This window comes from Aquabacterium sp. (genome assembly GCF_036279655.1).
Taxonomy (GTDB): Bacteria; Pseudomonadota; Gammaproteobacteria; order Burkholderiales; family Burkholderiaceae_C; genus Aquabacterium.
In genome coordinates, this window is record NZ_DASUIT010000080.1 from 1 (window position 1) to 11,468 (window position 11,468).

At 66.2% G+C, this 11,468-nt stretch carries 9 protein-coding genes and 1 pseudogene; 5 read left to right on the forward strand and 5 right to left on the reverse strand.

What is annotated here, in order from left to right; all coding sequences use genetic code 11:
- From VFW84_RS09885 to VFW84_RS09900, 4 genes and pseudogenes are all read right to left on the reverse strand, one after another.
- Positions 1 to 580: pseudogene (locus tag VFW84_RS09885) on the reverse strand (fructose-bisphosphatase class I); the annotation flags it as partial.
- Between the two features lie 43 nt (positions 581 to 623).
- Positions 624 to 3,296, reverse strand: a complete 2,673-nt coding sequence (gene pepN / locus VFW84_RS09890) for an aminopeptidase N (protein ID WP_329680289.1) — start codon at positions 3,294 to 3,296, stop codon at positions 624 to 626.
- Positions 3,297 to 3,364: 68 nt separating this feature from the next.
- Positions 3,365 to 4,469 (reverse strand): peptide chain release factor 2 gene (gene prfB, locus VFW84_RS09895; RefSeq protein WP_329680290.1). Its coding sequence is split into 2 segments (ribosomal slippage): positions 3,365 to 4,387 and positions 4,389 to 4,469, totalling 1,104 coding nucleotides; the frame shifts between segments, so codons are not numbered across the junction.
- Positions 4,470 to 4,517: 48 nt separating this feature from the next.
- Positions 4,518 to 5,447 carry an alpha/beta hydrolase gene (locus tag VFW84_RS09900; RefSeq protein ID WP_329680291.1) on the reverse strand — a complete coding sequence of 310 codons (930 nt, stop codon included), beginning with the start codon at positions 5,445 to 5,447 and terminating at the stop codon, positions 4,518 to 4,520.
- Positions 5,448 to 5,670: 223 nt separating this feature from the next.
- Between VFW84_RS09900 and VFW84_RS09905 the strand changes: the two genes are divergently transcribed.
- The 5 genes from VFW84_RS09905 to VFW84_RS09925 are packed head-to-tail and all read left to right on the forward strand — an operon-like array spanning position 5,671 to position 11,139.
- The gene (locus VFW84_RS09905; protein ID WP_329680292.1) at positions 5,671 to 8,781 is read left to right on the forward strand and encodes a sensor domain-containing protein; all 3,111 of its coding nucleotides are present in this window, start codon (positions 5,671 to 5,673) and stop codon (positions 8,779 to 8,781) included.
- A 27-nt stretch (positions 8,782 to 8,808) separates the two neighbouring features.
- Positions 8,809 to 9,636 (forward strand): thioesterase family protein, encoded by an 828-nt coding sequence (locus VFW84_RS09910; RefSeq protein WP_329680293.1) that lies wholly within the window; start codon positions 8,809 to 8,811, stop codon positions 9,634 to 9,636.
- A complete protein-coding gene (locus VFW84_RS09915) occupies positions 9,629 to 10,240 on the forward strand; it encodes a chromate transporter (protein WP_329680294.1) in 612 nt (203 codons plus the stop codon). Before VFW84_RS09910 ends, VFW84_RS09915 begins: the two co-directional genes overlap by 8 nt.
- Entirely contained in the window at positions 10,237 to 10,782 is a 546-nt protein-coding gene (locus VFW84_RS09920; protein ID WP_329680295.1) for a chromate transporter, read from the forward strand. The genes VFW84_RS09915 and VFW84_RS09920 overlap by 4 nt, the downstream gene beginning before the upstream one ends.
- A 15-nt stretch (positions 10,783 to 10,797) precedes the next feature.
- Positions 10,798 to 11,139, forward strand: a complete 342-nt coding sequence (locus tag VFW84_RS09925; protein WP_329680296.1) for a GNAT family N-acetyltransferase — start codon at positions 10,798 to 10,800, stop codon at positions 11,137 to 11,139.
- A 7-nt stretch (positions 11,140 to 11,146) separates the two neighbouring features.
- Here VFW84_RS09925 and VFW84_RS09930 read toward each other — a convergent pair.
- On the reverse strand, positions 11,147 to 11,468 hold a 322-nt coding region (locus VFW84_RS09930), incomplete at its 5' end, for a 3-deoxy-D-manno-octulosonic acid transferase (RefSeq protein WP_414638953.1).

The window sequence follows — 11,468 nt, forward strand, 5'->3', positions numbered from 1 at the left end:
CTTCGGTCATCACCCAGGCGCCCATTTCGCGGTCCAGCGTGAACATGACCACGCCACGGCCCACCGTCAGCACCAGGGTGGTCTGCGGGCCATACACGCAGTAGCCCGCGCACACCTGCTCGGTGCCTGCCTGCAGGAAGCTCTCGTTGCTGACATCGACGCCGCCCTTGTGCTTGAGCACCGAGAAGATGGTGCCGATGCTGACGTTGACGTCGATGTTGCTGGAGCCGTCCAGGGGATCGAACAGCAGCAGGTATTCACCCTGCGGGTAGCGGTTGGGCACAGCGTGCATGTCGTCCATTTCTTCGGACGCCATGCCGGCCAGGTGGCCGCCCCACTCATTGGCCTCGATCAGCACCTCGTTGGCAATGATGTCGAGCTTCTTCTGGACTTCGCCCTGCACGTTCTCGCTGCCGGCACTGCCCAGGACTTCACCCAAGGCGCCCTTGCTGACGCTGATGGCGATGCGCTTGCAGGCGCGGGCGACGACTTCGATGAGCAGGCGCAACTGCGAAGGGATCTGAGCTTCCCCGCGCTGCTGCTCGATCAGGTACTGCGTGAGGCTGATGCGTTTGGACATGATGAAAGTTCTTGCTGAATGAAGGGGGTTGAAACCGGTGCGTTCAGTCCTGCAGGGCGCGCGTGATGATCTCGCGCACGTCGTCGGACAGCTCGGCCTTGGCAGCGACACGGTTGAGGGCTTCGCGCGCGGCCGTGCGGTAAGGCTCGGCCAGGCGGCGCCAGTGGTCCATGGCGCGGGCCAGTCGGGCCGCCAGTTGCGGGTTGATGCCGTCGATCTCGATGACGCGGTCGGCCCAGAACACATAGCCTGCCGCATCGCTGCGGTGGAAGGCGGCCGGGTTCATCTGGCACAGCGCCATCAGCAGGCTGCGCGCGCGGTTGGGCGTGCGCAGCGTGAAGTCGGGGTGCTGCATCAGGGCCTTGACGCGCGCAAAGACCTTGCCGTCCTTCTCGGCGGCGGTGGCCTGCAGGGCAAACCACTTGTCGATGACCAGGGCCTCGCCCTTGTACTGGGCATGGAAGTGCTCCAGCGCCTGGGTGGCCAGGTCGGCATGGCTGTTGACCAGGGCCGACAGGGCGCCGACGCGGTCGCTCATGTTGGTGGCGTCCTTGTAGCGCTGCCAGGCCTTGCCAGCCCACAGGGGGTTGTGGCGCGCCACGCTGTCCAGGCAGAGCATGCTCAAGGCCAGATTGGCCAGGGCACGGCGGCCGGCGCTGGTGGCGTCAGGCGAGTAAGCGCCGAGCTGGTGGTGCTGCTCCCAGGCCCACATCCAGTCCTCGTGCAGGGCCTTGGCCAGTTGCAGCTTGAGGCTCTCGCGGGCGGCGTGGATGACCTGCGGGTCAACCACATCCAGTTGCTCCGCCACATAGGCTTCGCTGGGCAGGGTCAGCACCAGTTCCTTGAAGGCCGCGTCCAGCTCGGGGTGGCGCAGCACGCCACGCAGGGCTTCGGTCAGGCGGTGGTCCAGCTCAATGTGGCCGCCACCCTTGACGGCGTTGACCAGGCGGCGCAGGGCCAGCTTCTGGGCCGCTTCCCAGCGGTTGAAGGGATCACGGTCGTGCGAGAGCAGCGTGAACAGGGCGTCGTCACCCAGCTCGGCCTCCAGGACCACCGGGGCCGAGAAGCCGCGCAGCAGCGAGGGCACCGGCTCGGCGGGCACGTGCACGAAGGTGAAGGTCTGCTCGGGCTCGGACAGCACCAGCACGGTGTCGTGGCCGATGGGCATGAGCTCGCCCTCGAAGTGCAGATGGAAGTTGCGCCCATCCTGCGCGACCAGGCCCATGGCCACGGGGATGACAAAGGGCTCCTTGACCGGCTGGCCCGGAGTGGCTGCGCAGCTCTGGCTGAGCTTGAGGGTGTAGATGCGGTGCTCGGCATCGTAGCTGCCGTGGGCCTGCACAAGGGGGGTGCCGGCCTGGCTGTACCAGCGCTTGAACTGGGGCAGGCGCTTGGCCAGCTCGCTGTCGGGGTTGGCGTCGGCAATCGCCTGGGCGAAGTCGTCGCAGGTCACGGCCTGGCCATCGTGGCGCTCGAAGTACAGGGCCATGCCCTTGGCAAAGCCCGCCTCACCCACCAGGGTGTGCATCATGCGCACGACCTCGGAGCCCTTCTCGTACACGGTGGCCGTGTAGAAGTTGTCGATGGCCATGTAGCTGTCGGGGCGCACCGGGTGGGCCATGGGGCCCGCATCCTCGGGGAACTGCAGCTGGCGCAGGGTGCGCACGTCCTCGATGCGCTTGACGGCGCGGGCGCTGTCGCTGCCGGCCATGTCCATGCTGAACTGCTGGTCGCGGAAGACGGTCAGGCCTTCTTTCAGCGAGAGCTGGAACCAGTCACGGCAAGTGACGCGGTTGCCCGTCCAGTTGTGGAAGTACTCGTGGGCCACCACGCTTTCGACATTGGCGAAGTCCACGTCGGTGGCGGTGGCCGGGTTGGCCAGCACGAACTTGGTGTTGAAGATGTTCAACCCCTTGTTCTCCATGGCGCCCATGTTGAAGTCGCTCACGGCCACGATCATGAAGCGCTCCAGATCCAGGCTCAGGCCGAACTTGTGTTCGTCCCAGGCGATGGAGGCAATCAGCGAGTTCATCGCGTGCTCGGTCTTGTCCAGATCTCCGGCGCGCACATAGATCTGCAGCAGGTGGTCCTTGCCGGCGCGGGTGCGGATGCGCTGTTCGCGGCGCACCAGATCGGCGGCCACCAGAGCAAACAGGTAGCAAGGTTTGGGGTGAGGGTCCACCCAGACGGCATAGTGGCGGCCCCCGTCGATATCGCCCTCATCCACCAGATTGCCGTTGGACAGCAGCGCGGGGTATTTGCGCTTGTCCGCCTTCAGGGTCACCTTGTAGGTGGCCATGACATCGGGGCGGTCCAGGAAGTAGGTGATGCGCCGAAAGCCCAGGGCCTCGCACTGCGTGAAGAAGCCGCCACCGCTGACATACAGGCCGGACAGCTGGGTGTTCTTCTCGGGGGCACAGGTGGTGCGGATCTCGAGGTTGAAGGGCTGCTGGGGCAGGTTCTCCAGCACCAGCTGGCCGTTCTCGGTCCGAAAGGACACGGGCTCGCCATCGACCAGCACACGGGTGAGGTTGATGTCTTCGCCATCCAGGCGCAGCGCAGCGCCGGGCTGGTCGGCATTGGGCGCCACAGTCATCTTGTTGATGACCAGTGTCTTGGCCGGATCCAGATCAAAGGTCAGGTCGACCGTCTTGATCCAGTAAGCCGGCGCCGCGTAGTCTTCGCGGCAAATCAGGGGTGCGGTACCTTCACGCATGGCAGTCCTCTTGTCGATCTTGTCGGTGTAGGTGCAGTTGGCTGGTCGATGCCCGGCGGGCTGCGACCTCAGACGCCCTGTTTCAGGCTGGCTTCGATGAACTGGTCGAGGTCACCGTCCAGCACCTTCTGGGTGGCGGAGACTTCCACGTTGGTGCGCAGATCCTTGATGCGGCTGTTGTCCAGCACATAAGAGCGGATCTGGTGGCCCCAGCCCACGTCGGTCTTGGTGTCCTCGAGCTTTTGCTGCTCTTCCTGGCGCTTGCGCAGTTCGTGGTCGTACAGGCGCGAGCGCAGACGCTTCCAGGCCACGTCCCGGTTGCTGTGCTGGCTGCGACCGTCCTGACACTGCACCACGATGCCCGTGGGGATGTGGGTCAGGCGCACGGCCGAGTCGGTCTTGTTGATGTGCTGACCACCCGCACCACTGGCGCGGAAGGTGTCGGTGCGCACATCGGCCGGGTTGATCTCGATCTCGATGGAGTCGTCGATTTCCGGGTAGACGAAGACGCTGGCAAAGCTGGTGTGGCGCCCGCCGGAGGAGTCAAAAGGCGACTTGCGCACCAGGCGATGCACGCCCGTTTCCGTGCGCAGCAGACCAAAGGCGTACTCGCCATCGACTTTGATGGTGGCGCTCTTGATGCCGGCCGTGTCACCTTCGGTGACATCCTCGACCGTCGCGGTGAAGCCCTTGCGCTCGGCGTAGCGCAGGTACTGGCGCAGCAGCATGCTGGCCCAGTCACAGGCTTCGGTTCCACCGGCGCCCGCCTGGATGTCCACGAAGGCCGGCAGGGGGTCGGCCGGATTGTTGAACATGCGACGGAACTCGAGTGCTTCCACGCGGGCGGCCTGTGCTGCCACATCGTCGGCAATGGCCTGCAGGCCGTCCTGATCGCCATCGGCTTTGGACATCTCGAACAGCTCGGCGTTGTCGGCCAGGCCGGATTCGAGCTCGGCGATGGTCAGGACCACGTTTTCAAGCGTCTTCTTCTCTTTGCCCAGCTCCTGGGCGCGCTTGGGGTCGTTCCAGACGGCGGGGTCTTCGAGCTCAGCGTTGACTTCACTCAGGCGGCGGGACTTTTCATCCCAGTCAAAGATACCTCCGAAGTTCAGAGGTGCGCTGGGTCAGGTCGGCAATTTGGGAGCCCAGGGCGTTGATGTGTTCGATGTCCATGATGGTGTGTCTGCTCAAAGTGATTCGATCGGCAATCTCGGGATTTTCTCATGCGGCCTGCAAGAATGCAGCCACCAGTGCCGCGAGGGCCTCGGGTTGGTCATGATGCAGCATGTGGCCGGCATCCTGGACGGTTTCGAGCGTGAAATCGGGCACCTCCCTGGCGCGCTCGATGAACTCGTCGCGTGAATACCGGCCGTTGAAGAAGAGAAAGTACAAGGTCTGGTCTCCCTCGACGAACAGCACCGGGGCCGTGATGCGGCGAAAGAACTCCAGCACCTCGGGCAGACGGTACAGCAAGGGCTGGGTGCGCTTGTGGCCCGGATCGGCATTGATGTGCCACTGACCACCCACTTCTCGGGCCCAGTGCCGGGCCAGCCACAGGGCGTGCTCCGAGCGCAGTCGTGGATTGTTCTTCTGGAGGCGGTCGGCCACGGCCGGCAGGCTGGGATAGGCCTTGAGGCGGGCCGGCTCCTTGAGCTCGGTCAGCCATTTTTCGTAGCGCTCGGGCGCCTCTTCAGGTGCCATGGCGGGCATGCCGAAACCCTCGACGTTGATCAGTCGGCGGATGCGCTGGGGGCGCAAGCCTGCATAGAGCATGACCACATTGCCGCCCATGCTGTGCCCCAGCAGATCGATGGGCTGCGTGGGAGACAGCGCGTCGATCAGAAAGTCCAGGTCGGCCAGGTAGTCGGCAAACCAGTAGCTGTCCGCCCCGCTGGCGTCCGATAAACCGAAGCCACGCCAGTCGATGGCCACGATGGGTCGCTCGGCAAACCCGGCCTGGGCGCGCAAGGCGTCCACGGCGAACTGGAAGGAGGCCCCCACGTCCATCCAGCCGTGCACCAGCACCAGCAGGGGTGCCTCGGGCGTGGCCTTGGCCAGATCACCCCAGACCAGCAGGTGGTGACGCAGGCCACGCAGGTCGATGAAACGGGACGTGGCCGGGTGGGTCGGTGAATAATCAGTGGCAGTCATCTGGAAGGTGTGAAGTAATTCTCAAGCGCCCCCCCGCGCGTGCAGGGTTCGCCAAGCCCACCCGAAGGGGTGGCAGGCAGGCCTGTATTTTTTCACCTAAGCTGCGATGTCGTCAGATCGCTAGAACATTCTCCCTGTGTCTCCGGATCCCGTCATCACCCCTTCGCCTGTGCTCGCCTCCGCCACCGCGCCCTCGCGCCCCCGGAGGGGCCGGTTCGCGTCCATGGCCGTCGCCATCAGTCTGGTGGCCCTGATCAGTCTGGGCCTGATGAGCTGGTCTCACCGTGGCTGGGAGCGTCTGCATGTGGATCATCTGAGCCTGCAGCAGGGTCTGCACCGGCTGGGGACGGCCGTGCTTCAGGCGCAACTCCCAGGTCAGGCCCAAGTGGCACGCAACAAGGCGGAATACCTCAACGAGCGTCTGCGCCAGGACCTGCTGGCCCAGGACTGGCTGCCCGAGGAACACCAGCAGCGCATTGACGAGCTGAGCCTGACGATCCGGCGCCAGCTGCAGGCCGCGCGCCAGCCGGAGGGCGCAGGCCTGCAGACCCTCGCACCCACGCTCGCCTCGCTGGACACCGAATTGCACGCCGGGCTGAAGGCTGCCACCGCACGGCAGCAGCGGCTGGACCTGCTCATCGTGGGCCTGGTCGGCCTGTTGACCCTGGGCGTGATCTGGCAACTGGCCCGCAGCCACCGGGAGCGGCGTGATGCCATGCGAGCCTTGCAGGCGCGTGAGGCCGAGTTGCGTGCCTTTGCCGGCGCCCTGCCCGATCTGGCCTTTCTGATGGACCAGGACGGCCGCTATCTGGAGATCTTCGGCAACAACACCCCCCTGCTGGGCCGCCCGCGTGAGCAATTGATCGGGCGCCTGGCCTCGGAGTTCTTCTCGCCCGAAGCCACCGCCGTCTTCAAGAGTGTGCTCAGCCGTGCACTGGAAACACGCCAGACTCAGGCACTGAGCTACCCCATCCGGATCATGGGAGGGCAGCGCCACTTCGACAGCCGGTGCTCGCCCGTGGGCGACAGCGACCGGGTGGTCTGGATGATCTGGGATGTGACCGCGCGCCGACGCGCCGAGCAGCGCCTGATCCACATGACACGGCTGTATGACTTCCTCAGCCATGTCAATCAGGCCATCGTCCGTTCGAACAACGAGCAGCAGTTGTTGCAGCAGGTGTGCGACACCGCCATCCGTCACGGGCGTTTCAAGAAGGCCTGGGTCTGCCTGATGGATCTCAGCGGTCAGTCCCTGCACTGCCTGGCCCAGGCCGGTGAGGTGATGAACGAACCCGGCCTGCTGAGCTTTGAGCTGAACACGCACCGGGGGTCGAGCTCGCCACTGGAGCTCTGCCTGATCGATGGCCTGAGCTTTCACTGTGCCGATCTGAGCCAGGCCTGCACGGGCCTGCCCTGGGCGCGCGCCGCCATCGAAGCCGGTCTGCAGGGTTGCGCCATCCTGCCGCTGCGCTATCAACAGACGATCGCGGGTTACCTCTTCCTGCTCGACCGACAGCTCAACCCTCAGGACCAGGATGAAAAGGCCCTGCTCGACGATGTGTCGCAGGACCTGTCCTTTGCCATGGGCAATCTGCACAAGGAAGTGATCCGTGAGCAGGTGGAAGAGCGCGTGCGCCTGCATGCCGCCGCCCTGGAGAGTTCGCGCGACGGCATGATCGTGTTCGACCGGGATCGCAAGCTGGTGTCCGTCAACCCGGCCTTCACCAGCATCACGGGCTATGACGAGGGTGATGTGCTGGGACGCACGCCCGAGTTCATGTTCCCCGACAGCCCGGGCGACATCATCGGCGAGATCGCCCATCAGTTGCGCGAACACGGCAGTTGGGAGGGCGAATCCTGGTGCCAACGCAAGAGTGGCGAGCTCTTCACCACCAAGCTGTCGATCAGCGCGGTGCGCAACACCAAGGGGCTGCCCACGCATTTTGTGGCCGTGCTCACCGACATCACCCAGCTCAAGCAGACCGAAGCCCGGCTGGCGCGCATGGCCCACTACGACCCGCTGACGGAGCTGCCCAACCGCAGCATGATCCTGGAGCGGCTGGCACATGCCACCAACCTGGCGCGCCGCCACCAGACCCTGGTGGGCGTGGTCTTCATCGATCTGGACAACTTCAAGACCGTCAACGACAGCCTGGGGCATGCGGCTGGCGACACCCTGCTGCAACTGGTGGCCCAGCGCCTGCGCCAGCGCGTCCGCCAGGAGGACACCCTGGGTCGACTGGGGGGCGACGAGTTCATCCTGGTGCTGGAGCACCTGCGCCACCCACAGCAGGCCGCCCACGTGGCGCAGGCCGTGATCGAAACCCTGTCGGACCCCTTCCATCTGGCCGAAGGTCAAGACGTCTATGTCCGCGCCAGCATCGGCATCAGCCTCTACCCCAACGACAGCGAAGACGCGGCCGAGCTGATCCGCAATGCCGACACGGCCATGTACCAGGCCAAGCGCCTGGGGCGCAACAACTTCCGCTTCTACACGGAATCGCTCACCTCGCAGGCCTCGGACCGGTTGGTGCTGGAGACCCGTCTGCGCCGCGCCGTGGAACACCGCGAGTTCACCCTGCACTACCAGCCCATGGTGCGCATGAGCGATCGCCGCGTGGTGGCCGTGGAAGCGCTGGTGCGGCTGCGCGTGCCCGACACCACCGACGAGTGCCTGCCCTCGATCGGCCCCGACGAGTTCATCCCCGTGATGGAAGACACCGGCATGATCATGGCGCTGGGCGAATGGGTGCTCAACGAAGCCTGCCGCCAGGGCCGCACCTGGCTGGACGCCGGGCTGGACTTTGGTCGGCTGGCCGTGAATGTGTCGGCCGCCGAGATCCGGCGCGGCGGCGTGATCGAGCGGGTCTCCCGTGTGCTGCGCGCCACGGGCTTCCCCGCCGAATGCCTGGAGCTGGAAATCACCGAAAGCGGCCTGATGGAGCACGGCGAGGCGGCCGATCAGTTCCTGCAGCAGTTGCACCAGTTGGGCGTGTCACTCTCCATCGACGACTTCGGCACCGGCTACTCCTCGCTGGCCTACCTCAAGCGCTTCCCGGTGCACCAGCTCAAGATCGATCGCGGCTTCGTGCAGGACCTGCCGGGCAATGCCAACGACGCCCAACTGGTCAGCACCATGATCTCCCTGGCCCACAACCTGAACATGCGGGTCGTGGCAGAAGGGGTGGAGATGCCCGACCAGGAAGCCTTCCTGGGCGCGCGCAAATGCGACATCGCCCAGGGCTATCTGTTCAGCCGCCCGGTGTCGGCCGCCCAGATCGAAAAAATCCTTCCACGAGCGGAGGCCGGCACGAAGGCAGTAGCATCGGTGTGATCTCCCTTCACCTTTGCCTGCTCCGCCATGTCCGAAGTCCTGACTGAATCCGTTGCCACCCTCCTCGCCCGCCGTCAGGTCGAGGGCTCCTGCGCCTTCTTTGAGGTGGGCGAAGACTGGGGGCAGGGCCGCACCCTGTTTGGTGGTCTGCTGTCGGCGCTGGCCGTTCAGGCCATGCGCGATGTCTGCGGTGACGACTGGCCACTGCGTGCCTTGCAGACCAGCTTCGTGGGCCCCGTGGCCCCGGGCCGCTTCGAGATCGAGGTGCACCTGCTGCGCCAGGGCAAGAACGTGCGCCAGGTGCAGGCGCACATCCGCCAGGGTCACGCGGGCGGCACCGGCGCCGTGGCTGGCGTGCTGCTGGCGGTGTTTGGCACCGGACGTGACTCCACCTTGTCCACCCTGATGCCTGCGCTGACCCCGCCCGCCCAGCCCATGGACGCCTGCATGGCGATGCCCTTCATTCCAGGCCTGACACCGGCTTTCACGCAGCACCTGGAGTTCCGTCAGGCCGAAGGGGCCTACCCCTTCACGGGCGCCAGCACCTGGTCCACCCGCACCTACACCCGGCTGAGGGCCCCCCAGGGCGTGGACAGCGAGCTGATGTCGGTGATGCTGGCCGACGCCGGCCCGACACCCGCCCTGGCCCAGCTCAAGGGCCCGGCCCCTGCCAGTTCGGTGTCCTGGGCACTGGAGTTGCGCCCGGTGAGCATCGCCGACGAAGGTGCGGCCTGGCTCATGGACAAGGATGCCCTGGCCGTGGCTGAGGGCTATGTGAACGAGCGCACCACCTTGTGGACCCCCGATGGGCAACTGGCCGCCCTGGGTTATCAGGTGGTAGCGGTGTATGGCTGAGCCCCGGGGGGTGGATGGGGGCGTGCGCGCTGCGCCCCGCTCACCCGGTCACCTGTTCCTGGCCTTCACCCTCCTGGCCATGCAGGGTTTTGGCGGCGTGATCGCCGTGGCACAGCGGGAGCTGTGCGTGCGCCGAGGCTGGCTGACCCCTGCCGAGTTCCTGGAGCTGCTGGGGACGGCGCAGGTGCTGCCCGGCCCCAATGTGTGCAACCTCTCACTGATGGTGGGTGATCGCTTTTTTGGCTGGCGCGGTGCCTGCGCCGCCCTGGCCGGCATGATCGCCCTGCCCATGGCCGTGATGCTGGCCCTGGCCTGGCTGGTGGGCCTCACGCCGCAGGCCTCGCCAGCCCACGATGCCGTCAAAGGTGCCCTGTGGGGCATCACCGCCGTGGCCGGTGGCCAGGTGGTGGGCACGGTGCTCAAGCTGGCAGCACCACTGCGTGAGCATCCCCTGGGCCTGGGCAGTTGCGTGGGCCTGGCCGCTGGGGCCTTTGCCATGATGACCTGGCTGCGCTGGCCGCTGGTGTGGGTGCTGCTGGGCCTGGGCGCCGCCGCCTGCACCTGGACCTATGTGGTGCTCAAGCGCCGCAGGAGCGCTGCATGAGCAGCCCGCTGTGGACCTGGGCACCCGACACCTGGTGGGCGCTGTTCGGGCATTTTCTGGCGCTGTCGCTGATGTCCATCGGCGGGGCCATCACCCTGGTGCCCGACATGCACCGCCGCCTGGTGGTCGACGGCCACCTGCTCAGCGAGGGCGACTTCACAGCGGCCATTGCCCTGGCCCAGGCTGCGCCCGGCCCCAATGTGCTGTTCGTGGCCCTGATGGGCTGGTACAGCGGCGGGCTGGTGGGCTCGGTGGTCAGCATGCTGGGCATCATGATCCCCTCGACCACGCTGGCGCTGGTGGTCTCGCGCTGGGTGGCCTCGCGGCGCGAAGCGCTGGGCGTGCAGGCCTTCCAGAGCGGCATGGCCCCTGTGACCGTGGGGCTGCTGCTGGCCACGGGCTGGATCCTGTCACCATCGATTGAGCACCCCCGTGCGCTGCTCCTGAGCGCCGTGGTCGCGGTGCTGGTGTGGCGCACGAAGATCTCGCTGATCTGGCTGGTGGCTGCGGGTGCCCTGCTGGGTGCGCTGGGCTGGCTCTGAGCGCAAGGACGGGCCATGATCACCCGCTGGCTCCACCGCACCTGGCTGCGTCTTCGTGGCTATCATGTGCCCATGAGCCGCGAGACCATCACCGTCACCCACCGCCCCGAGGGGCAGACTTTTGAAGCCACCGTCGAAGGGCACCGCTGTGTCTGCGACTACCGCCGCCAGGGCGATGTGCTCAAGATGACGCACACCTTCGTGCACCCGGCCCTGGAAGGCCGGGGCATTGCCGCACAGTTGGTGGAGCCCGCCCTGGCCTGGGCGCGCGCTGAAGGCCTGAAGGTGGACCCTGTGTGCAGTTATGTGCGGGTGTACATCAAGCGCCACCCGCAGTGGGAAGACCTGCTGGTCTGAGCCTCGCTCAGCCCCCCCGCACACCAGCGATCAGATGCGCCATGCGCTCCGCAGCCCCCCGGTGGGCCTGCGCGAAGGCCAGGCAACGTTCGACACTGAGCGCATGGTCTGGCGCTGCTGCCCATCCCACAGCGGACGCGACGCCCTCCGCCCAGTCCTGCACCCGGCGGGCCGCACCGGCTTGCTCGCTGAGCTCGGCCGCCTCCTGAAAATTGAAGGTCGAAGGCCCCATCACGATGGGGCAGCCGCAGGCTGCGGCCTCGATCAGGTTCTGCCCACCCAGAGGGGCGAAACTGCCCCCCAGCAAAGCCACCCGCGCTGCAGCGAAA